Genomic DNA, 25,771 nt, shown 5'->3' with positions numbered 1-25,771 from the left:
ACCCGTATGGCGACGGACCCCGGCTAAATCAACCACACGGACAGCATGGCTAAAACCTGCGGATGCAAAAACGGCGTGCTGGCCGTCGGTCGCTCCGACAGCCGGCACGCCGTAGCGGGCAGATTTAAGCCTGCGCCGTCGCGCTTGCCAGTTCTTCGAAGCTAACTTGCTTGTCCGTCACCTTGGCCTTGCCGAGCACGAAGTCGACGACGTTCGATTCGACGACATAGGCTTCCATTTCGGCCAGACGCTGCTGGTTGGAATAATACCAGCGCACGACCTCCTTCGGGTCCTCATAGCTTTTCGCGAATTCGTCGACTTCAGCACGGATCTGCTCCGGCTTCGCCTCGAGGCCGTTGGCCTTCACGAGTTCGGCGAGCACGAGGCCGAGCTTCACGCGGCGCTCGGCTTGTTCCTTGAACATTTCGGCCGGGATCGGTGCGTCCTTGGCGTTGGGCACGCCACGCTGCGCGAGGTCGGCGCGCGCCATTTCGACGAGGCGTTCCTGATCCTGCTCGACGAGTGCGTTCGGCACGTCGAGTTCGGCGATCTTCAGGAGCGCGTCCATCACCTGGTTCTTGACGATCGACTGGGTGCGGCGCTTCGCTTCGCGTTCGAGGTTGTCCTTGATTTCGGCGCGCATCTTCACGAGGTCGCCGTCGGCGATGCCGAGCGACCTGGCGAATTCAGCGTCGATTTCCGGCAGGTGCGGCCACTCGATCTGCTGCATCGTGATCGTGAACTTCGCCGTCTTGCCGGCGACGTCCTTACCGTGATAGTCCTCGGGGAACGCGAGGTCGAATTCGCGCGACTCGCCCTTCTTCAGGCCGATTGCCGCCTTTTCGAATTCCGGCAGCATGCGGCCTTCGCCCAGCACGAACGCGAAGCCTTCCGCGGTACCGCCCTGGAACGCGACGTCGTCGATCTTGCCGACGAAGTCGACCGTCACGCGGTCGCCTTCCTTCGCTGCGGTGTCGGCGCCGCCGTCACCGTGCTCGCCAGCTTCGCCGCGAGCGTGGAAGTGCACGCGCTGCTTGCGCAGGATGTCGAGCGTGCGGTCGATTTCCGCTTCGGTGATGGTCGTGGTCGTGCGCTCGATTTCGGCCGTCGCGACGTCGCCGAGCTTCACTTCCGGGTAGACCTCGAAGGTCGCGTCGAACGCGTAGTCGCCTTCAGCGGCTTCCGACTTCGGTGCGAAGCTCGGCTGGCCGGCGACGCGCAGGTTCTCGGCGCGGCTGATGTCGAAGAATTCCTTGCCGACCTTGTCGCTGAGGACTTCGGCTTCGACCTGGCCCGAATACTGCTGCGTGACCATCTTGAGCGGCACCTTGCCCGGGCGGAAACCCGGCATGCGCACGTTTTTCGCGAGTTTACGGATGCGCGAATCGATTTCTTTCTGCACGGCGTCCTTCGGCAGGGAAATCGTCACGCGGCGTTCCAGCTTGCCGAGGTTTTCAACAACGTTAGCCATGGCTTCAATCGTCCTAAAATTGTTCGAGCGAATCAGTAATCTGTGGTCTTTGCGAGCCGCGGTCCGCCTGGATCCGATGTGGTCCAGCAACCCGCTTTGGAGCTGAACGCAGGCGCCTCGTGCGCCGCTCAACAGCGCCGAAACGGGCGGCTTGCGGTGCGGTTGCGTCAAAAGAGCCAAGTATTTTAGCAAACTATTTCCCGGTCCCACTGGAATTGCCGTTTGAGTGTGCTATGTGGCTGTTTTTGACCCGGTTTCGACCTGCTTTTGAGCCGCTGCGAGCCTCAAATGCACTCCGATGCGCGCTATCGCAACGCCGCTATCCAGCCCACCCGGCGAGGCTGTTAAGCTTACGCTCGCGCCGGACGCCCCACCGGCCGCAGCCGCTCCCAACACAATTCTTCCAGCAGAGACACCATGCCGAATTCGTCGCCTGACGCTCCCGTTATCGTCATTGCTCCTGATTCTTTCAAAGGCTCGCTCAGCGCGGACGGGGTCGCCGCCGCGATCGCCGAGGGCATCCGCCGCGTGCGCGCCGACGCCGACATCCGCATCCGCCCGATGGCCGACGGCGGCGAAGGCACGCTCGACGCGATGCTGTCGATGGGCGGCGAGCGCCGCGTGCTCACCGTGGAAGGCGCCGCGGGGCCGAAGCGCGACGCCGCGGTGGGCCTGCTGCACGACGGCAGCGCGATCGTCGAAACGGCCGAGATCGTCGGCATCACGGACCCCGTGGGCATGGGCGTGCCGGTCGACGCGCGCAGCACGCGCGGCATGGGCGAGGCGATCCGCGCACTGCTCGACGAAGGCGTGCGGCGCTTTTACGTGGCGCTCGGCGGCAGCAGCACCAACGACGCCGGCGCGGGCCTGCTCGCGGGCCTCGGCCTGCAACTCTTCGATGCCGTCGGCAAGCCCCTCGAACCCACGCCGCAAGCGCTTGTGCACGTAGTGCGCGTGGACGTTTCCGGGCTCGACGCGCGGCTTCGCGAGGCATCGTTCGTCGGTATGTCGGACGTGGACAATCCCCTTACGGGCGAGCATGGCGCAACCGCCGTGTTCGGCCCGCAAAAAGGCGTCACGCCCGAGCAGGTCGCACCGATCGACGCGGCGCTCGGCCGTTTCGCCGATCTGCTCGAAGCGGCGCTGGGCCGTCGCGTGCGCGACGAAGCCGGTTCCGGCGCGGCGGGCGGCCTGGGTTTCGCGCTGCGCATGCTCGGCGCGAGCTTCGAGCCCGGCGCCGAAGTCGTTGCGCGCACCATCGGTCTGGACGAAGCACTCGACCGCGCGGACTGGCTCATCACCGGCGAAGGCCGCTCCGACGTGCAAACGCTGCACGGCAAGGCGCCGTTCATCGCCTGCCGCCGCGCCGCGGCCGTGGGCGTGCCGGCCACGCTGCTCTCGGGCGCCGTGGACGCAGCCGCCCTGCCGCGGCTCGCGGAGCATTTCAGCGGCTGCTTCTCGCCCGCGCCAGGCCCCATCACGCTCGAAACCGCGATTCGCGACGCCGCGCGCCTGCTCGCCAACGAAGCCGAGCAGCTCGCCCGCCTCAAATACGCTGCGCGTACATCCAACTAAGATCCGGGCAGACCGGCCGGGGCCCGCCGCCCCGGCTTCGTCGCCCGCATCCGCGTGGCCAGGTCGCGGCCAGATTCTTGACCCTCGGCGCGACACGCATTCCACAGTAAGCGATTAATAGATTCGTGCACCGCACCGGATGCGCTGGACAAGGGTTAGGATGCGTTGACCGGCGCGCAAGATGGGGCAACAATCATGGAATCGCGACACGTGTCGCGCCCTTCCCAAGCGACCAGACCAGGACTCCCATGAAGGCAAGCAAAGCCGGACTCGAACAATTCCTCACCTATCGGCTGCATGTCCTGAACAAACTCTCCGAACGTGGCGCGAGCGAACGCTATCAGGCGAAGCTCGGCATCACACTTCCGGAGGCTCGGCTCATTGCAGCTGTGGGGGCGTTCGGCCCGTTTTCCGTGATGGAGCTTGCGCGTCACGCAAATCTCGACAAGAGCCAGGCAAGCCGTGCAGCCGAGGCGCTGATGCGCCGCGGCCTCATGCAGCGCGACACGAGCGAGGAGGATGGACGCCTCGTGCTCGTTTCGCTCACAACCGACGGACGCGCGCTGTATCGCAAGGTCATGCCCATCGCGCGCAAGTGGAATGTCGACCTCTTCGCGAGCCTCGACGACAAGGAACGCGACGCACTCGCACGTGCGCTCGACAAGGTGATCGAAGCCATGCAGACCGAACCGTAAGGCAGTCCGAACAAGCAGAGGCAATAAGTCAAATAGATGGCGGCCAGAGTCAAGCCGCCATCGCGAGTGCTTCGCGTAGAACGCGCCCAAGCCGCGCACAAACAAAAAGGCCATGTACCGGAAGGTACATGGCCTTTTTACTTTGGTGCGTGAGGCCGGACTCGAACCGGCACACCCTTGCGGGCGTCAGGACCTAAACCTGGTGCGTCTACCAATTTCGCCACTCACGCGAATTCTTTGCGCTTGTCTTCTTGCGCCCGGCAGGACCGCTGCCAACAACGCGTGCGATACAACCCTGTGCGACATGCCGACTGATCGAGTCCTCGTGAGACGCCGGGCGCGGTGTTGTCCACCTCGCCCGCAATACAGCCTGCTTTCTGACTGCGCCCGCCGGCAGCGATGCTTCATTATGGGCCGGCTGCCGATTCCAGCTAAGCGTCAGAAAGCGCAAGCGCGAGATTCTAACCGATTGACTGGCGCTTGTCTGCATCCCGAAAACAATGCACGACGGGGCACGACAGCGCATCGACCCACGCGCCGGGGCGCCCTCCAGGGCCGGCCGAAAGCCGCGCCGATGCTAGAATCGCGGCTCTACCGTCGCGGCGCGCGCTGGCCGCCGCGCAAGCCGCTTCGCCCCACATCTCCGAACGCCGTGAACTTCGACGACTACTGCCTGCAAAAGGCGGCTCCCCCTGGTTCGAGCACTTACTATGCGCTGCGTCAGGCCCGCGCTGCGCGCCAGCCGCTCCTGACCGCCCTCTTCGCACTGCGCCGCGAACTCGAGGAAACCGCGAAAGAGACGAGCGATCCCACCGTCGGCCGCACGAAGCTCGCCTGGTGGCAAAAGGAACTGGCCGCGCTCGCCGCGGGCAAACCCGCGCATCCGGTCACCCAGGCGCTCGCCGCGCATCTCGGCGATGCGAGCGCCGTCTATCCCGATCTGCAAGCGCTGCTCGCCGGCTTCGAGATGGACTTCGAGCAGGCGCGTTATCTCGATCTGCCGAACCTGCGCCGCTATATGCAGGGCGTGGGTGGCACGTTCGCCTCCCTCGTCGCGCAACTGAGCGCGCGCACCGACGAGGATCGCGAGAACGCCGCGCGCTGGGCCGCGCCGCTCGGCAACGCGCTGATGCTCGCGCAGTTCGTGCCGGAAATCGGCAACGACGCGCGCCATGGCCGCATCTACGTGCCCATCGACGAACTGCAGCGCTACAACGTCACCGCCGCCGATCTCATCAACCGGCGCTATAGCGCGGAGTTCACCGAGCTGATGCAGTTCGAGACCTCGCGTGCGCGCGAATCGGTTCAGGCAGCGCTCGACGCGATTCCCGCTTCGGCACGGCGCGACCAGCGCACCTTGCGTGCGCTCGCTGCGCTCGAACTCGCGTTGCTCGACGAAGTCGAGCGCGAAGGCTACCAGGTGCTGCATCAGCAGATCGTGCTCACGCCAGTGCGCAAGCTCTGGATCGCCTGGCGCGCCGCGCGGCGCGGTTGACGCCCGCGCTACGCGCGCAGCAAGGGCAGCGGCTCGAAGCGCTGCTGCAGCACGGCCTGCGCGTCGAGGCCCCACCACGGGCCTAGCACGGTCGCATAGATCTGCCTGAAATCGACGCCCACCGGCAGATTGCCGTTGCCGTCGAGCCGCGTGAGTTGCGGCGCCTGGCCATAGAGCCCGCCCGCCACCCGCCCGCCCGCGACGAAGTGCGCCGAAGCCGTACCGTGATCGGTGCCGCGGCTTTGATTCTCGCGCACCCGCCGCCCGAATTCCGCATACGTCACGATGAGCGTGCGGTCCCAACGCCCGAGTTCTGCGAGCGCCGAGCGCATCGCCGCCATGCCCGTCGCGAACTGGCGCAGCAAGTCGGCGTGACGCTGCGGCTGGTTCTGATGCGTGTCGAAGCCGTTCAGCGTCAGACGAATCACCGCGACACCGCGCCCCGCCATCGGCGTACCTTGCGGGGTGTCGCTCGAGGCGAGCGCCTGCATGGCCGTTTTGATCGAGGTGCCGAACGCGCCTGGCGGAAACGCAGTCTTCAGCGCGTAATTGCCCGGGCGGGGCCGCAGCGCATCGGCGGCATGCACGATGTCGTTCTCGACGTCGAGGATATGCGCGAGCGCGGGATTGCGTTCCTTGAGCGAGACCGGTGTCACGAGGCGCGAAGCGCGTGCGAACTGTGCCGGATTGACGAGCGCGATGGCGCGCGCGCCGTTCGAGAGCGGCCCCATCTCGGCGCTGCCGAGCACGAGCGCATCGGCGGCGAATCCGGACGGCACCGGCTCGCGTGCAAACGCGCGCGTAAGCCAGCCCTCGCGCAGATATTCGTTGGAGCGCGAAGCCGTGTCCCAGATCTCGATGGACCGAAAGTGCGAAAGATTGGGCTGCGGGTAGCTCACGCCCTGCACGATCGCGAGCTCGTGCGCGCGCCACATCGGCATGAGCGGCGCGAGCGCCGGATGCAGCGCCGTGCGCTCGTCCAGTTGAATCGCCTGTGCGCGCGGCACGCCGATCGTTTGCCGGTAGCTGTAGTAGAGCGGATCGGCAAACGGCACGACGGTGTTGAGGCCGTCGTTGCCGCCCTTGAGCTCGACGAGAATCAGCAGGTTCTCGTAGCCGCTCGCCGTGCCCGCATGCATGGACACCGTGCCTTGCGCGCGCGCAGCGCGAGGCAACCATAGCGTAGTACCCGCCACCGCGGCGGCCGTCGCACCGGCTGCAAGAAAGTCGCGTCGCTTCATGGCTTGCCTCGCTCGTCAGTGCGGCGGCGCACATTGCCGCCAGGGATTCGGCTATTCGTATTCATTGCTTCACTTCAACTGATACACCGGATCCATCAGCAGTGCCTGGAGATACGAACCCGCACGGCTGCCAACTGCAATCGCATCGACGGGCGCCAGCGGCAGGACTGCATGCTGCATTTGCAACTGCGCGGACAAGCCTGGCGTGGCATCGGCGGTGAGACCGTAGCGCGAGAGCCAGCCATCCAGATCGAAGCGCATGCCGCCTTGCAGCGCGTCACGCCGCATCGCGTTCGGCGCGTTCTGCATGTTTTGCGGCAGGCTTGCGGCGATCCTGGTCGCTGCGGCCGAAGCATGCGGCCGCCCTGCTTCCGTCGCACGAAACAGCTGCTCGACGAACTGCTTGCGCGCGAGCAGCGTCGAGCTATTGATCCACGATGCCCCGCCGGGCCACCCCTTCACGTTCGGCGGATAGAACAGGTTCTCGCCCAACGCGGCCGAGCGGCGCGCGAACGGCAGCGTATCGCCATAGGCCACATCGAAGCGCCGCAGCGTGCCGACGATGAACTCCACAGGCGAACTGACGAGCACACCCCGATTGCGCTCATCCCAGAACGCGGGAGTGACGAAGAGCGCGCGAAGCGCGGCGCCGACGTCATAACCGCTTGCGCGAAAACGATCGGCGACGCTTGCAAGCTGCGCATCGTCGGGCGTCGCGGAGATGAACTCGCGCCAAAGCCTCGCCGACACATACCTGGCAGTTTGCGGCTGCATGAGCAGGATGTCGAGCACCTGGTCGCCGTCGAACGGCCCGCTGCGTCCCAGCACGGTCTTCTCGCCGTCGTCGTGCAAATCGGCGCGCCAGACGAACGCCTGGGTGTCGGGATCGAGACTCCAACCCGTGTAGGCGCGCGCCGCTTCGGCAACGTCGCGCTGCGCGTACTGTCCTTCGCCCAGCGTGAACAGCTCCATCACTTCACGCGCGAAATTCTCGTTGGGCCGGCCCTTGCGATTGCTCGCGCCGTCGAGGTAAAGCAGCATCGCGGGGTCCTTCGCGACCGCATGCAGCATGCTCGCGAAACTGCCCAGCGCATCGCGCCGCAACAGCGCGTTTTGCGCGGCCATCAACTGCGGTTCGCCGACTTTGTCCTGACCCGAGGTGAAGTGGTTGTGCCAGAAGAGCGTCATGCGCTCGGTCAGCGGCGAAGGCGTGACGAGCATCTCGCGCAGCCACCATGCGCGCAATTCGTCATAGCGCGCACTGCGCTGGCGCTGCGCTTGCTGGCGCTCTTCAGGGGTCCACGCGTTGCGCTGCGCCCGACTCGGCGGGACTTCGGCGGTCCACGCGGGCAGCGGCGTGAGCGCCTCGCGGCGCGCGCTGCCGACGAGCCGCGCGACAGCCTGCTCTCGCGAGAACCCCACGTAAGGCTCGACTTCGCTCTCGCGCGGCGCGAAGCCCGTGCGCACGAGAAGATGGCGGGCGTCATCGGCATCGAGCAGTGCATCCGCGCCGTCGTCGGGCGCCGCTGCGCGGGCGGCGGACTGCGCGCTTGCCTTCGACCGTCTGGAGTCGCTCATGATGAATGGGCGCACGACGAATCCGCCGGCGCAATCATTGAAGGTACCGGCTTAACGGCTGCGACGAAACGGATGTTGACAGTGCAATTGCTACGGTATTTTTCAGCGCGTTTCGGCGGCGCAAGCGCGCGAATGCGCGCTTCGAAGCCGATAAAATCATGAAAGGCGTGAGAAAGGCGTGCATGAGGTGCGAAGAGAAAATCGCGTAAACGTTATTGCGGCACTTTCGCAGCAGAGCGGCATTTACACCGCCTCAGCGGCATTAGCGCTTGTACAGTTCGCGCACGGCGTCTTCGATGTGCTGGCGCAGGAGGCGCCGCTCATCAGGCGTCATATGGCCGTCGCGGCGACGCTGATCGAGATCGGGGGGAACCGCGGGACGCTGGTTGATGTCCGACGCGGGGCGCGGGATCGTGTCGCTGCGTACGCGCCGCATCGACGATTTGCCGAACGGCGAGCGAGCGGAGGACTGCGAGTTCTCGTAGCGGTCTGCGGAGGGCTGGGCCCGGGCCGGCACCGACTCCAGTGCAGCCGCCACGCCACCGGCTAGCGCCAGTGCAAGCATGGTGTGGCGCATTGTCGGCCTGACCCCTCCCATCGTTTTGTTCCCTTCTTGACGCGGCAAACGGCTACCTCGAATACATGTGCGAACCCGGCTCGGCGCGGGCATGAATTTTAAAGTCGAATGAAGTATCTACCGAACTGCCGCTTTCCGTAAAGAAGTCTATCTGTCGGTGCTTGCGGTCGTGGCACAGCACGGGTAAATTTTGTAACCGACTGTAACCTGATAATTGGTGCAAACTCGCACCACTATCCAATCGCGCTAAGATGCCAGGCATGGAAACCAAAAACCCGTCCAAAATTCTCGTTGTCGATGACGATCCCCGACTGCGGGACCTGCTGCGCCGCTACCTCGGCGAGCAAGGCTTCAACGTCTATGTGGCCGAAAACGCCCCCGCCATGAACAAGCTGTGGGTGCGCGAGCGTTTCGACCTGCTGGTGCTCGACCTCATGCTGCCAGGCGAAGACGGCCTGTCGATCTGCCGCCGCCTGCGCGGTAGCAACGACCGCACGCCCATCATCATGCTCACCGCCAAGGGCGAGGACGTGGATCGCATCGTCGGCCTCGAAATGGGTGCCGACGACTATCTGCCCAAGCCTTTCAACCCGCGCGAACTTGTCGCCCGCATTCACGCGGTGCTGCGCCGTCAGGCGCCGTCCGAACTGCCGGGCGCGCCCTCGGAAACCACCGAAGTGTTCGAGTTCGGTGAATTCGCGTTGAACCTCGCCACGCGCACGCTCACCAAGGCCGGCCAGGAAATTCCGCTCACCACGGGCGAATTCTCGGTGCTCAAGGTGTTCGCGCGTCATCCGCGCCAGCCGCTCTCGCGCGAAAAGCTCATGGAACTGGCGCGCGGCCGTGAATACGAAGTGTTCGACCGCAGCCTCGACGTGCAGATCTCGCGCCTGCGCAAGCTCATCGAACCCGATCCGGGCAGCCCGCGTTTCATTCAAACGGTCTGGGGCCTCGGGTATGTGTTCATTCCCGACGGCGCCGCGTGATCCTGAATGGTGTCTCGTTGTCTGCACTGCCTCTGTTGAAACGGGAAGGGCCCATGCGGATTGACCGGCGTTTGCTCACGCTCGCGTTCGGCGATCTGTTCTGGCGCACCTTCCTGCTGATCGCCCTTCTCATCGCGGTCAGTCTCGCCGCGTGGTTCCAGAGCTTTCGCGTGATCGAACGGGAGCCGCGCGCGCAGCGCGTGGCGCTCCAGCTCGTCGCGATCGTGAAGCTCACGCGCACCGCACTCCTCTACTCCGATCCCGATCTGCGCCGCGCACTGCTGCAGGATCTCGAGAGTAACGAGGGCGTGCGCGTGTACCCGCGCGAAACCACCGACAAATACAAGCTCCAGCCCGATGAGTCGCTCAATCGCCTGATCGAGCACGACATCCGCGGCCGTCTTGGCGACGACACCGTGATCGCGCAGTCCGTGAACGACATTCCGGGCGTGTGGATCAGCTTCAAGATCGACGAAGACGACTACTGGGTCGCGCTCGACCGCGACCAGCTCGACAACGTCACCGGTTTGCAGTGGGTCGGATGGGGCGTCTCGGCGCTTGCGCTATCGCTTTTCGGGGCGGCCTTCATCACGAGTCTCGTGAACCGGCCATTCGCGCGGCTCGCCATGTCGGCGCGCATGCTGGGCTCGGGGCAGCCGCCTGCGCCCTTGCCTGAGAGCGGCATGGGTGTCGCAGCCGAAACGAATCGCTCGTTCAACCAGATGGTGCGCGACCTCGAGCAGCTGGAGGCCGACCGCGCGCTGATGCTCGCGGGCATCTCGCACGATTTGCGCACGCCGCTCGCGCGCCTGCGCCTCGAGACGGAGATGAGTCCGTCCGACCAGGCCACCAAGGACGCGATGATCGACGACATCGAGCAGATGGACATGATCATCGGCCGCTTCCTCGATTACGCTCGGCCCACCCAGCGCATGCCCGAGCGCGTCGACCTCTCGGTCATTGCCGGCGAGATGGCCGCGCGCATGGCAAGCGAAGACGGCGTGCGTCTCATCACGCGACTCGCGCCCTCGGCCATGATCGAAGCCGACGACACCGACATGCGCCGCGTCGTGGGCAACCTGATCGAGAACGCGCGCAAGTACGGCGCGAGCGAAACCGACGGCATTCCGCACATCATGCTCGAAACGCGCGTCTCGCATTCGCGCGTCGAGCTCTCGGTGGTCGACGAAGGCCCGGGCATTCCCGAGGATCAGCTCCCGCTCGTCACGCGGCCGTTTTACCGCGTCGATACGGCCCGCACGCAGGCCAACGGCACGGGACTCGGCATGGCCATCGTGCAGCGCCTCGTGGGCCGCTATCGCGGCGCGCTGCGCCTGCGCAACCGGCTGCCGGGCCCGGGCCTCGAAGTGACGATCGAGTTCCCGCTCGCCAAGGGCGCCTGAGGCTCGTCCCCTCCTGATCGAGACCCGGCGGCGGCGCACCGCCGCACCACGCGCCGCCCGCACCTGCGACAATCGTTTTCCTGGGCACGCCACGCAGCGCGTGGCGTCAAAGCGGGCCGCCCGGCCCGTCTCTCGTCTGAGGACCTCCGCCATGAAAACCGTCGGCGACAAACTCGAAGCCTTTACCGTCACGGCCGCGAAGCCCGGCTTCAACCATCCCGAAGAAAACGGCGAGTCGGCGTTCACCGAGATCACCGAGCAGACCTTCGCCAACAAGTGGAAGGTCATCTACTTCTACCCCAAGGATTTCACGCTCGTTTGCCCCACCGAGATCGTCGCGTTCGCACGGCTCATCAAGGAATTCGATGACCGCGAAACGGTCGTGATGGGCGGCAGCTGCGATAACGAATATGTGAAGCTCGCCTGGCGACGCGAGGACAAGACGCTCGATCGCCTCAATCACTATTCGTTCGGCGACGTGAAGGGCGAACTCATCGATCAGCTCGGCATACGCGACAAGGAAGCGGGCGTGGCGCTGCGCGCGACGTTCATCGTCGATCCCGACAACACGATCCAGCATGTCACGGTGAACAACCTGAACGTCGGGCGCAGCGCCGAAGAAGTGCTGCGCGTGCTCGATGGGTTGCAGACCGGCGAGCTGTGTCCGGACGGGCGCGAAGTCGGCGGCGGAACGCTCTAGGTCTCGCGCCGTGGCGCATCACGTCTGGCTCGCGGCGGTGCGGGTGGGCAGGCGGTTGCGTATGGCCGCTTCGAGCGGCCGCTTCCACTCGAGCACGCGCTTTTCCAGCACCTGCCACGACAGATGGGCGAGCAACACGGCCAGCGCGAACTGCAACACGAGCGCGAGGGCCGGCTGTGCAATATCGGGCACATGGAGCCTCGCATAGAGCCCCGGCGCCATGCCAAGGCGCGCCGGCACGAGGTTGTGAAACAGATAGAAGCCGTAGCTGATCGTGCCGAGATATGCGAGCGGCCGCAGTTCCAGCGCTGCGACCAGTACGCTGTCCTGTCGGCGCACGAGCCACAGGAACAGCGCGCCGAGCGAGAGCGCGAGCCCGATGTCGAAGCAGCCCGGCAGCATCGTCACGCTCGTCACGCCTTCGGCGCAGTCAGCACAATCGGCGCGCGCCAGCGCGAAGCCGGCAACCGCCGCACACGCCCCGACGAACCACAACGCGCTCAACACCCCCGGGCGTAATGGCACGCGCGCGCCGCCGATCGCCAGTGCGCCACCGAGCGCAAGCATGGCGAAATTCCACGGCGAGAATGCGTAGATGAGCGGCGCGATCGCCCCTGCTTCGTAGAGCGCGAGATGCGCGCACGCCGCCGCCGCGATGACCACCGCGCAGAGCGCGAGATGGCGCGACGCGCGCACGAACAGCAGCGCAAACGGCGCGACGAGATAGAACTGCTGCTCGACCGCGAGGCTCCAGAAATGCGACACGGTGCCGGGCCAACCGTCGTGCACTACGCCGATCCAGTAATTGGAGAGGAATACGAAATGCCAGGCGAGCCCGAGATCGACATCGCGCTGATAGAAGCTCGCATGCGCGATGGTGAGCGCCACGAGCAGCAGGTAATACACGGGAAAAATGCGCAGCGTGCGCTTCATGAAAAAGACGTACAGCAACGCGGCCGTGCGCGCGCTGTGCTGCTCGATGCGGACCCGATTGCGATGCAACTCACCGATGATCAGATAGCCGCTGATCAGAAAGAACAGCCAGACGCCGATCTTCCCCGCATCGACCGCGTCGACGTGGGCCTTGTGCGAGAGGAACACGAGCACCACTGCCAGCGCCCGCAGGCCATCGAGGCCTTTCACGCGTCTTTCAACTCCCGCCATCGTCCTCCCCACTTCCGGATACCGGTTCAGTATGGGACGAAAAAAACGGAAATTAATCGGCAAGAAAAGCAACGGCGATGATTGCAGCTGCAATCATCGCCGTCAGGTGCGGAGCAGGCACGGGTCCTGCTCGCGCCGTTCAACCCTTCCAAATGACGGTTGAATAACCGCTCATGCGCGCAGCAGCAGTACCGCCGCCTGCGCTTCGATCCCTTCGCTGCGGCCGAGATAGCCGAGCTTTTCATTCGTCTTCGCTTTCACGTTGACGCGCTCGACCGGCAGGTTCAGGTCTTCGGCGATCGTCTTGCGCATCGATTCGATGTGCGGCGCGAGCTTGGGCGCCTGCGCGATCACCGTGGTATCGACGTTCATGAGCGTGAAGCCCGCCTCCTGCACGCGGCGCAGACATTCGCGCAGCAGCACGCGGCTGTTCGCGCCGTAGAACTGCTTGTCGGTGTCGGGGAAATGGCGGCCGATGTCGCCGAGCGCGGCGGCGCCGAACAGCGCATCGGTGATGGCGTGCAGCAGCACGTCGGCGTCCGAGTGGCCGAGCAGGCCGCGATCGTAGGGGATCGTCACGCCGCCGAGCACGAGCGGGCGGCCCGGCACCAGCGCGTGCACGTCGTAGCCTTGTCCGATTCTGATGTCCATGTTTGGGGTTCCGGGTAAAGGGATTGCGGCGCGCTTACTCCGCGGGCCGGCTGAGGATCGCTTCGGCGAGCGCGAAATCTTCGGGGTACGTCACCTTGAAGTTGCGCAGGCTGCCCTGCACGAGTCGCGGCGCGTGGCCGAGCCACTCGATCGCGCTCGCTTCGTCAGTGAGATCGTGGCCGTCCTGCTGCGCGCGCTCGATGGCCGTGCGCAGCATGCCGATGCGGAACATCTGCGGGGTCTGGGCCTGCCAGAGGCCGTCGCGCGATTCGGTGCGCGCGATATGCGCGCCGGGCGCCGCGGGGTCCTTCGGCGCGACGCGCTTGAGCGTGTCGGCCACCGGCAGCGCCATGATGCCGCCCACGGGGTCGTCCTTGAGCGACTCGACGAGCGTGCGGATCAGCGCCGGCGTGATGCCGGGACGCGCGGCGTCGTGCACGAGCACCCAGTCGTCGTCGGTTGCGCCGAATTCGGCGAGCGCGGCGAGGCCGTTATAGACCGTAGCCTGGCGCGAGGCGCCGCCGCAGCGGCGCACGGCAAAGCGCAGGCCGCCGAAGCGCCGGGCGTCGAAGTGGTTATCGTCGGGAGAAATCACCACGAGCGTCTGCGAGAATTCGTTGCAGGCGTCAAAAGCGGCAAGCGTATAGTGCAGGAGGTCGCGTCCGGCAACGATTCGATATTGTTTCGGCATGGCCGAGCCCGACCGGCTGCCGGTACCGGCGCACGGAATCAGGGCAAAGAGGCGTGAAGTCACGGTGTCGCGAGCCGCATGAGTCAAATTAAAGGACGGATTTTATAATAGGTCCGTTACCCGCACGCCGGACGCCAGCAAAACGGCCCTGGAATGCCCGCGCAACGTAAGGAAAAGCGCGCCGAATTCACTTGAAGACCGCAAACCGGCCCCCATATCCCGGTGTTGCACCGTGCCCGAACTGAACTGGCCACCATACCGACACAAGCGCCGACACAAACGTCGGCCACCCTGTTGCCCATGTCCGATATCGCCGCTTCCTCGCAATCCCCGTCCCCCGTTGCCGTCGTCAAGCCGGGCCAGCGCTACGCGTTCGATGGCACGCACGGCTCGTCCGACGCGCTCCTGATCGCCCGCTACCGCGAGGCCGCGCGCGCCAGCGCCGCCCGTGCGCCGCTGCTGGCCGTGATCTGCGCGAGCGCCGTGGACGCGCAGCGCCTCGCCCAGGAGATTCCGTTCTTCGCGCCCGAGGCGCGCGTGCGCCTGTTGCCCGACTGGGAAACGCTGCCGTACGACACGTTTTCTCCGCACCAGGACCTCGTTTCCGAACGCCTCGCGACGCTGCACGATCTCGGCGAAGGCCGCTGCGACATTCTCATCGTGCCGGCCACCACGGCGCTCTACCGCATGCCGCCCGCCTCGTTCCTCGCGGCGTATACGTTCTCGTTCTCGCAGGGCGAACGCCTCGACGAAGCGAAGCTCAAGTCGCAGCTCACGCTCGCGGGCTACGAGCACGTGAGCCAGGTGGTGCGCCCGGGCGAATATTGCGTGCGCGGCTCGCTCATCGACCTCTTTCCGATGGGCTCGCCGCTGCCCTACCGCATCGACCTCTTCGACGACCAGGTCGACTCCATCCGCGCGTTCGATCCGGACAGCCAGCGCAGCCTCTATCCCGTCAAGGACGTGCGCCTGCTGCCGGGTCGCGAGTTCCCGTTCGACGAAGCCGCGCGCACGGCGTTTCGCAGCCGCTGGCGCGAGGTGTTCGAGGGCGACCCGAGCCGCGCGACGATCTACAAGGACATGGGCAACGGCGTGCCGTCAGCGGGCATCGAATACTACCTGCCGCTCTTTTTCGAAGAAACGGCCACGCTCTTCCACTACCTGCCGGAAAACGCGCAGCTGGTGTTCTCGGGCGACCTCGACGCCTCGATCCGCCGCTTCACGAACGACACGAAGCAGCGCCACAACTTCCTCTCGCATGACCGCGAGCGGCCGATCCTGGAGCCGCAGCGACTCTTCCTGACCGACGAGGACTTTTTCACGTTCGCGAAGCCGTTCGCACGTCTCGTGCTGCCCGCCACGAGCGCGGGCGGCTGGGCCACGGCGCTGCCGAACCTGGCGATCGACCGCCACGCCGACGACCCGCTCGCGTCGCTGCGCACGTACCTCGAAACGACGAAGAACCGCGTGCTGTTCGCGGTGGAATCGGCGGGCCGGCGCGAAACCATCGCGCAGTTGCTCGCCGACAACCATCTGCGCCCCGCGGGCGCGGACAGCTTCGAGGACTGGCTCACCGGCGACGAGCGTTTCACGATGGGCGTCGCGCCCCTCTCCACGGGCTTCTCGCTGCCGGGCGAGGAACTCGCGGTCATCACCGAGACCGAGCTTTACGGCCCGCTCGCGCGCCGCGCCGGGCGCCGTCGCCAGGAACAGGCGAGCAACGTCGATTCGATGGTGCGCGACCTTTCCGAGCTGAAAGTGGGCGATCCGGTGGTCCATGCGCAGCATGGCATCGGCCGTTATCACGGTCTGGTGACGATGGACCTCGGCGAAGGCGACACCGAGTTCCTGCACCTCGAATACGCGAACGGCAGCAAGCTCTACGTGCCGGTATCGCAACTGCATGTGATTTCGCGCTACAGCGGCGCCGATCCCGATAGCGCGCCGCTGCATGCGCTCGGTTCGGGCCAGTGGGAAAAGGCGCGCCGCAAGGCCGCGCAGCAGATCCGCGACACGGCGGCCGAGCTTTTGAACCTCTACGCGCGCCGCGCCGCGCGCGAGGGCCACGCGTTCGCGCTCGAGCCGCGAGACTATGTCAAGTTCGCGGAGAGTTTCGGTTTCGAGGAAACGCCGGACCAGGCCGCCGCGATCGCCGCGGTCATCGGCGACATGACGAGCGGCAAGCCGATGGACCGCCTCGTCTGCGGCGACGTGGGCTTCGGCAAAACGGAAGTGGCATTGCGCGCGGCGTTCATCGCCGTGATGGGCGGCAAGCAGGTGGCAATTCTCTCGCCCACCACGCTGCTCGCCGAGCAGCACACGCAGACCTTCACGGATCGCTTCGCCGACTGGCCCGTGCGCATCGCCGAGCTGTCGCGCTTCAAGTCCGCCAAGGAAGTGAGCGGCTCGATCCAGCAGATCAACGACGGCAGCGTCGATATCGTGATCGGCACGCACAAGCTGCTTTCGTCCGATGTACAGTTCAAGCGCCTCGGGCTCGTGATCATCGACGAGGAACACCGTTTCGGCGTGCGTCAGAAGGAGGCGCTCAAGGCGCTGCGCGCGGAAGTCGACGTGCTCACGCTCACCGCCACGCCGATTCCGCGTACGCTCGGCATGGCGCTCGAAGGCCTGCGCGACTTCTCCGTGATCGCGACCGCGCCGCAAAAGCGCCTCGCCATCAAGACGTTCGTGCGCCGCGAGGAAGACAGCGTGATTCGCGAGGCCATGCTGCGCGAACTCAAGCGCGGCGGTCAGGTGTACTTCCTTCACAACGAGGTCGAGACCATCGAGAACCGCCGTGCGATGCTCGAAGCGCTCGTGCCGGAAGCGCGCATCGCCGTGGCGCACGGCCAGATGCACGAGCGCGAACTCGAAGCCGTGATGCGCGATTTCGTGGCGCAACGCGCGAACGTGCTGCTCTGCACGACGATCATCGAGACCGGCATCGACGTGCCGACGGCGAACACGATCCTCATCCACCGTTCCGACAAGTTCGGCCTCGCGCAGCTGCACCAGCTGCGCGGCCGTGTCGGGCGTTCGCACCACCAGGCGTACGCGTATTTGCTCGTGCACGATCCGCAAGGGCTCACGAAGCAGGCGCAACGCCGGCTCGAAGCCATACAGCAGATGGAGGAACTCGGTTCGGGCTTCTATCTGGCGATGCACGACCTCGAGATTCGCGGCACGGGCGAGGTGCTCGGCGACAAGCAGTCGGGCGAGATCCAGGAGATCGGCTTCCAGCTGTATACGGACATGCTCAACGACGCCGTGAAGGCGCTGAAAGACGGCCGCGAGCCCGATCTCAACGCGCCGCTCGCGGCGACCACCGAGATCAACCTGCACGCGCCCGCCATCCTGCCCGCCGACTATTGCGGCGACGTGCAGGAGCGCCTGTCGCTCTACAAGCGGCTCGCGAACTGCGAGCACGACGATTCGATCGACGGCATTCAGGAAGAGCTGATCGACCGGTTCGGCAAGATGCCCGCGCAAGCGCATGCGCTGATCGAAACGCACCGTCTGCGTCTGGCGGCCAAGCCCCTCGGCATCACGAAGATCGATGCGGGCGAAGCGGTCATCGGCCTGCAGTTCGTGCCGAATCCGCCCGTGGACGCCATGCGCATCATCGAGATGGTGCAGAAGCACAAGCACATCAAGCTCGCGGGGCAGGACAAGCTGCGCATCGAAACGCGCAGCCCCGATCTCGCGGTACGCGTGGCGACCGTGAAGGAAACGTTGCGCGCGCTCGGTGCGCCCAATCGCGCTGGCGCATCGCGCTGAACGCCTTTTCATCATCTTCGGACGCCCGCGCGGATTGCCCTCTGCGCGGGCGTTTTCACGTCATGCTGCAGCGCGCCATGCGCAGCGCAGTTGCCCGCTGCGTGGGACGCCATACGGCTCGCGGCTTTGGCTTGCCGTATTCTTTTTGGGTAAGATGAAGAATACAAGCAAGCTGGAGTCCAACATGTCCCTCGCCGCTGAAACAGCGCAGTCGTCCACGCCTTCCGCCTCCCTTCCCGCCTCGCTTGCCTGGGTCACCCGTCTGGTTTCGATGGATACGGTCAGCCGCCATCCGAATCTCGGCCTGATCGAGACCGTGCGCGACGATCTGCGCGCGCGCGGCATCGAATCGACGCTCACCTATGGCCGCGACGGCAAATGGGCCAACCTGTTCGCCACGATCCCCGCGCACAACGGCGAAACGAACGGCGGCATCGTGCTCTCCGGGCACACCGACGTGGTGCCCGTGGACGGCCAGAAATGGGACAGCGACCCATTCAAGCCCGAGATTCGCGACGGGCTGCTCTATGGCCGCGGCACCTGCGACATGAAGGGTTTCATCGGCGCGGCGCTCACGCTCCTGCCTGAGATCCAGCAGACGAAGCTTGCCAAGCCCTTGCACCTCGCGCTCTCGTTCGACGAGGAAGTAGGCTGCGTAGGCGCGCCGCTCATGATCGAAGAACTCGTGAAGCGCGGCGTGAAGCCTGAAGGCTGCATCGTGGGCGAGCCCACGAGCATGCGCCCCATCGTCGCGCACAAGGGCATCAACGCGTACCAGTGCTGCGTGCGCGGGCAGGCCGCTCATTCGTCGCTCACGCCGCGCGGCCTGAACGCGATCGAGTACGCGGCGCGCCTCATCTGCTACATCCGCGACATGGCCGACGAGTTCCGCGCGAACGGTCCGTTCGACGAGCTTTACGACGTGCCGTTCACGACCGCGCAGACGAGCACGATCGAAGGCGGCAACGCGATCAACACGGTGCCCGCCGAATGCCGCTTCGCGTTCGAGTTCCGCAATCTGCCGACGCTCGACCCCGACACGATCTTCGCGCGCATCGAGCAGTACGCACGCGAAACGCTGGTGCCGAAGATGCAGCGCGAGCACGCGGTGGGCGCAATCGAGTTCACGAAGATCGCCGCCGCCCCCGGCCTCGACGCCACCGAGCAAGCCGCGATCACGCAGCTCGTGCGCGCGCTCACTGCCGATCAGGCGCGACGCAAGGTGGCCTATGGCACCGAGGCGGGCCTGTTCGCACGCGCGGGCATTCCGAGCGTGGTGTGCGGCCCCGGCGACATCCAGCAGGCGCACAAGCCGAACGAATACGTCTCGCTCGAACAGCTCGCGGCCTGCGAAGGTTTCCTGCGCAAGCTCGTGCACGGCATGTCCGTCGAAGCCCTGGCACAGTAACCACGTCGGACGCGCACCATCATGTCCACCGCCGCGCCGCTGCCCACCAGTCACACGATCGACGGTGAGGCGATCCCCACGCTCGACGAGATCGCCTCGCAGCATTTCGCGCTCGCGCCGTGGGTGCTGCGCACGCCGGTATTCGACCGCCACGATCTGTCCACGCTCGAAGCGACACTCGTGAACTTCAAGTTCGAGCTGCTGCAGTCGAGCGGCACCTTCAAGGTGCGCGGCGCATTCACGCATCTGCTCGCCCTCGACGCCGCGCAACGCAGCGCGGGCGTCACGTGCGTTTCGGGCGGCAATCACGCAATTGCAGTGGCGTACGCGGCGATGCGCCTTGGCATCAGCGCGAAGGTCGTGCTCTTTCGCTCCGCGAGCGCGGCACGCGTCGCGCAGTGCAAGCGCTTTGGCGCAGAAATCGTCGTGGCGGGCAACAGCAGCGAGGCGTTCGAGATCGTGCGCCGTATCGAGACCGACGAGGGACGCTATTTCGTGCATCCCTTCAACGGCTATCGCACGGTGCTCGGCACGGCCACGCTCGGCTACGAATGGGCCACCCAGGCGCCCGATCTCGACGCGGTCGTCGTGCCGATCGGCGGCGGCGGGCTCGCAGCGGGCGTCGCCACCGCGCTGCGGCTCGCGAATCCCCGCGTGCACGTGTATGGCGTCGAGCCCGAGGGCGCGGACGTGATGGCGCGCAGCTTCGCCGCGAACCATACGGTGCGCCTGACCCACATGCACTCGATCGCCGACTCGCTCATGGCGCCGCATGCGGAGCAATACAGCTATACGCTGTGCCGCCGTCATCTCGAGCGCGTCGTTACGGTCTCCGACGACGCCTTGCGCAGCGCGATGCGCGTGCTCTTCGAGCAACTCAAACTCGCCGTCGAGCCTGCTTGCGCCACCGCCACGGCGGGCTTGCTCGGGCCGCTGCGCGACACGCTGCAAGGCAAACGCGTCGGCGTGCTGCTGTGTGGCACCAACACCGATCCAGCGACCTTTCACCAGCAGATCTCGCTTGCGCGCTAACTCAGCGCACGCGCGGTGGGCACGCCGCATGCGTTCGCCGGGACTCCGTCGCCGGTCCCCGTCAAAAGGTCAGGGAATGTCAAATTGCTACCGCGATACGGATGCGTTCGCTATGATTGCGCCAATACGCCGTATTGACCCCAGCCCCGTGCTGCACCATTCAGGGAGAGCCCGCTCATGAGCATCGTCCAGGAGTTCAAGGAATTCGCCGTCAAAGGCAACGTGATGGATCTCGCCGTCGGTGTGATCATCGGCGGTGCGTTCTCGAGCATTGTCAACTCGATCGTGAAAGACCTCATCATGCCGGTCATCGGCGTGATCACGGGCGGCCTCGACTTCTCGAACATGTTCGTTCGGCTCGGCCATATTCCGGCCAGCTACAAAGGCAACCCCGAGTCGTACAAGGATCTGCAGACCGCGGGCGTGGCCGTGTTCGGCTATGGCTCGTTCATTACCGCGGTGATCAACTTCGTCATTCTCGCGTTCATCATCTTTCTGATGGTGAAATTCATCAACAAACTGCGCCAGCCGCAAGCCGCCGCGCCCGCCGAGCCGCCGCCCACGCCGGAAGACGTGCTGCTGCTGCGCGAGATCCGCGATTCGTTGCAGAACAATCCGCGCTAAGCCCGCACGAGCGCCCAGACAAAAGCCCGCGCCGCCGCAAGGTCGCGCGGGCTTTTTTGTGCCCGGATCGAGACAGCGTCAGGGACGAGGCGCGGCGGAATCGGACTCGGCCGCCGCGCTGCGCGCCGCTGCGGCCTCTTCAATGAGCCGTTCGAGCTGCTCGAAGTTGACGGGCTTCGTGAGGTGCGCGGTAAAGCCCGCTTCCACGCTGCGTCGCACGTCGTCGTCGGTGCCGAAGCCGGTGAGCGCAACGGCGGGCGCCGTTGATTGCGCACGAAACGCCCGGATGAAGTCGATGCCCGAGCCATCCGGCAGGCCGATATCGCTCACCACGAGGTCAAAGGCCATGCTGGCCGTGAGCGCGAGCGCGCCGGCCACGCTGCCCGCCACCGCCACCTCGTGGCCGCCCGCGCGCATCAGTTGCGACATGACCTCGGCGGTGTCCTCGTGATCTTCGATCAACAGGATGTTCATCGCGCCCACCGGGTGCCGCCCGCGCAGCTCGGCGGTCGCGGCCGCCCCTTCGCCTCGCGCCGCAGTCGGCAGCACGATCGTGAAGGTCGCGCCACAATGCGCGCCGGGGCTCTTCGCGCTCACGTTACCGCCGTGCGCCTCGGTCAGCGCCCGCGTCACGGCAAGGCCTAGACCGAGTCCGCCGAACTGGCGCGTGAGATTGTGGCTGCCCTGCTCGAAGGCATGAAAGAGCTTGCCGATCTGCTCGGGCGCAATGCCGATGCCCGTGTCCTCGACCTCGATCTCGACCTGCATGCGCTCGTCGCGCGTGCGCACGTAGATGTGACCCCCGTCTGGCGTGAACTTCGCGGCGTTGCGCACGAGGTTCCAGAGCATCTGCTGCAGGCGCGCACGGTCGCCGCGCACGTAATGCTGCTGCGCGCGCAGATCGACGTGGACGTCCTGCTGTTTGATCTGGATTTCGCTATGGAAGAGCTCGAGCACGGCCTCGATCACCTCGTGGACATCGACGGTCTCGAGCGCAAGGCTCAGCTTGCCGTTGGCCACGCGCGTGAGATCGAGCAGGTCGTCGATCAGACGCGCCTCGAGCTCGATATTGCGGCGGATCATCAGCACGCCCGCGCGCGCCGCATCGGGCAGGCCCGGGATCTGCTCCAGCAGACGCGTGCCCGCGAGCACCGGCGTGAGCGGCGTGCGCAGCTCGTGCGAAAGCATGGCGAGGAAGCGGTCTTTCGCGCGGTTGGCTTCTTCGGCGGTCTGCCGCGCGGCCTGCTCCGAGGCGAGCAGGCGCTCGCGCTCCTGGGTCGCTTCACGCTGTGCGTCGATGTCGGTGCAACTGCCGAACCATTTGTTCACGCCGCCGCGCGGGTCGCGCATCGGAACGATTCGGACATCGAACCATCGATAAGCGCCATCGTGGCGGCGAATCCGCAATTCGTGGCGATAATCGGCGGCGCCGCTGCTCACGGCCCTGAGCCAGGTGTGGCGAATCTCTTCGCGGTCGTCGGCATGCACGGCGTCGAGCCAAGCGAGACCGTGTGACTGGCCCGCGTCGAGACCCGTGTAGTCGAGCCACTGCTTCGAGACGAAGTCGCAATTGCCGTCCGCGCCGCAGGTGAGCACGAGGTGCGGCAAGGCTTCGGAGAGCGTGCGATAGTGCTCTTCGCGGTCGCGCAGGAGCAGCGCTTCGTCGGAGGCGCGCTGCAGCGCGACCTGCGATAGCACGCGCGCGACGGCTTCAGGCAGATAGTCGAGGTAGTCACCCGATTTCGGCACCACGTCCGAGACGCCCGCGCGCAACGCGGCGATCACGCGGGACTCGTCGGTGAAACCGGTCACGAGAATGGCCGGCACGCGCACGTCGTCGGCACGCAGACGGCGGAAGAAGTCAAGGCCCGTTTCCGCGCCGTCGAGCTGATAGTCGAGCACCAGCACGTCGGGCGTTTGCACGGCGAGCAGCGCGCGCGCCTCCCCGACACCTGTGCAGGTGTCCACGCGCGCCCCGGCGCGCAGCAGCGATTTGCGTGCGAGGCGCAGGATGCCTTCGTCGTCGTCGACGACGAGCACGCGCGCGCCGTCCAGCATCGTGGGTTCCTCAGTCATGCGCGAAGCGTCCCTTCGGGCACGGGTCCGGTTTGCCGCCGTTCTTGCCGCGGTTGTTCCATTCGATTGCCAATGCGTGATGAATCCATGCTTGATGCATGCGTAGTGCGTTATCGGGCGCCGCCCGGCCGGGGCTGAACGAAGCGATGTCCCGGCGGCAGCTTGACGACCTGGAGAAAGAAGCCGAGCCGGCGAACGGCCTCGATGAACGCGTCATATTCGACCGGTTTCGTGATGTACACGTTGCAACCGAGCTCATAGCAGCGTTCGATTTCGCGCGGGTCGTCGGTGGTCGTGAGCACGATCACCGGCACCGACGCCGTGGCGGACTCCGCTTTCAGGCGCCGCAGCACTTCGAAGCCGTCCACACGTGGCATACGCAGGTCGAGCAGCACGACAAAATTGCCGAGTGTGTCGCGCGACGGCCAGTTCGCGTGCGCAGCCGGGTGATCGCCCGGGGTGCCGAAAAAATAATCGAGCGCCTCCTGGCCGTCGCGAAAGCGCAGAAAACCGTTCGAGATCCCCGAACGCCGCAGGTTACGCTCGACCAGCGTGGCGTGCCCGTCGTCGTCTTCGATCAGCACGATGCTGACCTGTTCCCCGTTCGTCATCTCGACTCTCCTACGACCTGCATGAATTTTTTAAGGCTTGTTGAAAGCTTGCCGCGCAGCGGGCCAGAATACCCGCTATGTGGTACGCAACGGCTGGTCCGGCAGCGCGACGAAGAACGTCGAGCCCGCGCCCTCAGTCGATTCGACCCAGACGCGCCCGCCATGCCGCTCCGCAATCCGCCTGGCGAGCGCGAGGCCGGTGCCCTGCCCGGGCGATTCTCCGCCGTGCAGCCGCTGAAAGGCGCGGAACAGCTTCGGCAGATACGCCTGCGCGATACCGACGCCATTGTCGCGCACAAAATAAGTCCGCGTACGTTCGCCAGGCGCTCCGCCCGCTGATTTTCCGGGGTCCTTTCCCGCGCTTTTGCCGGGTTCGCCGGCGGATTGCGCGCCGGCCTCCAGCGCGCCTATCTCGACCCGGCCCGGGCGCGCGGTATCGAGATGCTGCAGCGCGTTCTCGATGAGGTTGCCGAAGATCTGCTCGAGCGCGGCGGGATCGCCCCACGCGGGCGGCAACTCGCCCACTTCGATACGCGCGGCCTTCGTGCGTTCCTCGGCGAGGCCACCGAGCACGCGCTCGACGAGCCGCGCGACGTTGACGCGCTGCCAGCGGTATTCGAGGCGTCCGGCGCGCGAGATGCGCAGCAGCGCGTCGATGATGGCCGCCGCGCGCGCCACCGCCTGACGCAGGTATTTCAGCGATTCGTCGACATCGCCGTCGAGCACTTCGGCCATCGCGCGATATTCGTGTTCGGGCAGCCCCGCCGCCTCGACCTGCGTGCGCAAGTCGTCGCACGATACCTGCAGCTCCTTCGAAAAACCCTGCAGGTTCACGAGCGGCGAGCGCAAATCGTGCGACACGCTGTAGATGAACATCTCGTTGTCCTGACTCTCCTGGCGCAAATGCTCGTTGGCGCTCGCGAGATCCGCGGCGCGCGCCTGCAGCTGCGCCTTCAGCGCGGTCTGTTCGCGCTCGGCCACGCGCAGACGCGCGCTGGTCTGATGCAGCACCGCATCGAGCGCCGCGATTTCATCGTCGCCGGAGAGCGGCGGCGCGAGCGGCGCCCCATCGCCCAGACGCTCGGCGTTCGCGCCGAGCGCGGCGAGGCGCGCACCCACGTTGCGCGCAAACGCCATAGCCGTGAACGCCCAGATCAGCATCGAGCCCACCACGGCGAAAATCAGCGCGTCCTGCTGGCGCTCGCGCGTCTCGCGCAGCATTGCGGCGCGGGCCTCGTCGAGCCGCGTCTCCTCGGCGATGAACTCGCCCAGCACCTCGCGCACCGTCTCGATCTCGGGCGGCATGCCGTTGGCCGCCGCGCGCGCAAACGGCGCGCTATGCCCCGTGCGCAGCGCATCGGCGATATCACCCGCTTCCTTGCGCCATGCATAGGCGGCGTCGCGCATGCGCTCGACGCGCGCGAGCTGGGGCGGATTGTCGGCGACCATGCGCGCGAGCAGCGTGATGCGATCGGAGAACTCGGTCCAGACGGCGTGACGATCGATGAAGGAAGGGTCTTCGAGCACGATGCCGGTGCGCACGCGCGCGGCTTCGCGCAGCAACGGGTCGACGAGACTGTTGGCTTGCCAAAGGATTTGCTGCGTGTTCTCGGCGCGTTTGGCCGCGAGCGCGGCCTTTCCCTGTGTGTCGAACACGACGCCGAGCAGCGCCAGTTCGACGATGCTCGGAATCGCGATCAGCAAGAGCCCCTTGGCGAAGAGTTTCATGTCGGTCCGGTTCGGTGGCGGGTCCGGGCGGCGCGCCGTGCTTTTCGCCATGCTTTTTGCAATGCGTTTTGCAAGTACTCGCGCCGAGTGCGCCCTCGCGATGCCAGTTGGCTGAGGGCGCCCTGGGGCAACCGCGGGCACCAGAACCGCAACATTATCTGCGCGATTTTTCAGGATGACAATGTATGTGACACCCCACACCTCCCGTCGTGGAAAACCCGCTTTTTTGCGGCAATTCGCCACACCGAGCGCACACACAGGTCTATTATTGAGACGGAGACAAGC

The 25,771-nt window shown here is 65.8% G+C and carries 20 protein-coding genes and 1 tRNA gene; 10 read left to right on the top strand and 11 right to left on the bottom strand.

All coding sequences use genetic code 11. The features are described from left to right. Nucleotides 1-124: 124 nt before the first annotated feature. Entirely contained in the window at nt 125-1,471 is a 1,347-nt protein-coding gene (gene tig / locus AB3X99_RS04890) for a trigger factor (RefSeq protein WP_069268097.1), read from the bottom strand. Between the two features lie 417 nt (nt 1,472-1,888). Here tig and AB3X99_RS04885 point away from each other — a divergent pair, with 417 nt between their 5' ends. Then, entirely contained in the window at nt 1,889-3,046 is a 1,158-nt protein-coding gene (locus AB3X99_RS04885) for a glycerate kinase (protein WP_368616238.1), read from the top strand. A gap of 248 nt (nt 3,047-3,294) precedes the next feature. Further along, nucleotides 3,295-3,741: a MarR family winged helix-turn-helix transcriptional regulator gene (locus tag AB3X99_RS04880; protein WP_069268099.1), complete on the top strand. Its 447-nt coding sequence runs from the start codon at nt 3,295-3,297 to the stop codon at nt 3,739-3,741. 143 nt (nt 3,742-3,884) lie between these two features. Here AB3X99_RS04880 and AB3X99_RS04875 read toward each other — a convergent pair. Beyond that, a tRNA-Leu gene (locus AB3X99_RS04875) sits at nt 3,885-3,971 on the bottom strand. 422 nt (nt 3,972-4,393) lie between these two features. Here AB3X99_RS04875 and AB3X99_RS04870 point away from each other — a divergent pair. Continuing rightward, on the top strand, nt 4,394-5,236 hold the full coding sequence (locus tag AB3X99_RS04870) for a squalene/phytoene synthase family protein (protein WP_069268130.1): 843 nt from the start codon (nt 4,394-4,396) through the stop codon (nt 5,234-5,236). A gap of 8 nt (nt 5,237-5,244) precedes the next feature. Here AB3X99_RS04870 and AB3X99_RS04865 read toward each other — a convergent pair whose 3' ends face one another. From AB3X99_RS04865 to AB3X99_RS04855, 3 genes are all read right to left on the bottom strand, one after another. After that, a complete protein-coding gene (locus AB3X99_RS04865; protein WP_368616237.1) occupies nt 5,245-6,477 on the bottom strand; it encodes a DUF1501 domain-containing protein in 1,233 nt (410 codons plus the stop codon). Between the two features lie 69 nt (nt 6,478-6,546). After that, the gene (locus tag AB3X99_RS04860; RefSeq protein WP_368616266.1) at nt 6,547-8,055 is read right to left on the bottom strand and encodes a DUF1800 family protein; all 1,509 of its coding nucleotides are present in this window, start codon (nt 8,053-8,055) and stop codon (nt 6,547-6,549) included. A gap of 262 nt (nt 8,056-8,317) precedes the next feature. Continuing rightward, nucleotides 8,318-8,632 (bottom strand): hypothetical protein, encoded by a 315-nt coding sequence (locus AB3X99_RS04855; protein WP_069268101.1) that lies wholly within the window; start codon nt 8,630-8,632, stop codon nt 8,318-8,320. Nucleotides 8,633-8,892: 260 nt separating this feature from the next. Here AB3X99_RS04855 and ompR point away from each other — a divergent pair, with 260 nt between their 5' ends. From ompR to AB3X99_RS04840, 3 genes are all read left to right on the top strand, one after another. Further along, complete coding sequence (gene ompR / locus AB3X99_RS04850) at nt 8,893-9,618, top strand: two-component system response regulator OmpR (protein WP_035514479.1); 726 nt, start codon at nt 8,893-8,895, stop codon at nt 9,616-9,618. Nucleotides 9,619-9,671: 53 nt separating this feature from the next. Beyond that, a complete protein-coding gene (locus tag AB3X99_RS04845) occupies nt 9,672-11,021 on the top strand; it encodes an ATP-binding protein (protein WP_069268102.1) in 1,350 nt (449 codons plus the stop codon). A 151-nt stretch (nt 11,022-11,172) separates the two neighbouring features. Further along, nucleotides 11,173-11,721, top strand: coding sequence for a peroxiredoxin (locus tag AB3X99_RS04840; protein ID WP_069268103.1), 549 nt, complete (start codon nt 11,173-11,175; stop codon nt 11,719-11,721). Between the two features lie 18 nt (nt 11,722-11,739). On the opposite strand, the gene AB3X99_RS04835 is transcribed toward AB3X99_RS04840, so the two are convergent. The 3 genes from AB3X99_RS04835 to ispD form a co-directional block, all read right to left on the bottom strand. Then, a complete protein-coding gene (locus AB3X99_RS04835; RefSeq protein WP_368616236.1) occupies nt 11,740-12,864 on the bottom strand; it encodes an acyltransferase family protein in 1,125 nt (374 codons plus the stop codon). Nucleotides 12,865-13,056: 192 nt separating this feature from the next. After that, nucleotides 13,057-13,536, bottom strand: coding sequence for a 2-C-methyl-D-erythritol 2,4-cyclodiphosphate synthase (gene ispF / locus AB3X99_RS04830; RefSeq protein WP_069268105.1), 480 nt, complete (start codon nt 13,534-13,536; stop codon nt 13,057-13,059). 34 nt (nt 13,537-13,570) lie between these two features. Then, a complete protein-coding gene (ispD, locus tag AB3X99_RS04825) occupies nt 13,571-14,290 on the bottom strand; it encodes a 2-C-methyl-D-erythritol 4-phosphate cytidylyltransferase (RefSeq protein ID WP_368616235.1) in 720 nt (239 codons plus the stop codon). A 237-nt stretch (nt 14,291-14,527) separates the two neighbouring features. Here ispD and mfd point away from each other — a divergent pair, with 237 nt between their 5' ends. The 4 genes from mfd (at nt 14,528) to mscL (ending at nt 21,071) form a co-directional block, all read left to right on the top strand. After that, nucleotides 14,528-18,007 (top strand): transcription-repair coupling factor, encoded by a 3,480-nt coding sequence (gene mfd / locus AB3X99_RS04820; RefSeq protein WP_342945713.1) that lies wholly within the window; start codon nt 14,528-14,530, stop codon nt 18,005-18,007. A gap of 184 nt (nt 18,008-18,191) precedes the next feature. Beyond that, nucleotides 18,192-19,415 carry an acetylornithine deacetylase gene (gene argE, locus AB3X99_RS04815; RefSeq protein WP_368616234.1) on the top strand — a complete coding sequence of 408 codons (1,224 nt, stop codon included), beginning with the start codon at nt 18,192-18,194 and terminating at the stop codon, nt 19,413-19,415. A gap of 21 nt (nt 19,416-19,436) precedes the next feature. Continuing rightward, on the top strand, nt 19,437-20,447 hold the full coding sequence (locus AB3X99_RS04810; RefSeq protein WP_069268108.1) for a threonine/serine dehydratase: 1,011 nt from the start codon (nt 19,437-19,439) through the stop codon (nt 20,445-20,447). A gap of 177 nt (nt 20,448-20,624) precedes the next feature. Continuing rightward, nucleotides 20,625-21,071, top strand: coding sequence for a large conductance mechanosensitive channel protein MscL (gene mscL, locus AB3X99_RS04805; RefSeq protein WP_069268109.1), 447 nt, complete (start codon nt 20,625-20,627; stop codon nt 21,069-21,071). Nucleotides 21,072-21,149: 78 nt separating this feature from the next. On the opposite strand, the gene AB3X99_RS04800 is transcribed toward mscL, so the two are convergent. The 3 genes from AB3X99_RS04800 to AB3X99_RS04790 all read right to left on the bottom strand — a co-directional run bounded on the left by AB3X99_RS04800 (nt 21,150) and on the right by AB3X99_RS04790 (nt 25,486). Next, nucleotides 21,150-23,147 (bottom strand): response regulator, encoded by a 1,998-nt coding sequence (locus AB3X99_RS04800; protein ID WP_069268110.1) that lies wholly within the window; start codon nt 23,145-23,147, stop codon nt 21,150-21,152. A 110-nt stretch (nt 23,148-23,257) separates the two neighbouring features. Beyond that, on the bottom strand, nt 23,258-23,758 hold the full coding sequence (locus AB3X99_RS04795) for a response regulator (protein ID WP_342945710.1): 501 nt from the start codon (nt 23,756-23,758) through the stop codon (nt 23,258-23,260). A 75-nt stretch (nt 23,759-23,833) separates the two neighbouring features. Further along, nucleotides 23,834-25,486: an ATP-binding protein gene (locus AB3X99_RS04790; protein ID WP_368616233.1), complete on the bottom strand. Its 1,653-nt coding sequence runs from the start codon at nt 25,484-25,486 to the stop codon at nt 23,834-23,836. Nucleotides 25,487-25,771 lie beyond the last annotated feature (285 nt).

The organism is Paraburkholderia sp. BR10882 (assembly GCF_040948855.1).
Lineage (GTDB): Bacteria > Pseudomonadota > Gammaproteobacteria > Burkholderiales > Burkholderiaceae > Paraburkholderia > Paraburkholderia nodosa_A.
The sequence above is the reverse complement of the archived record's forward strand: the minus strand, read 5'-3'. Positions and strand labels throughout refer to the sequence as shown.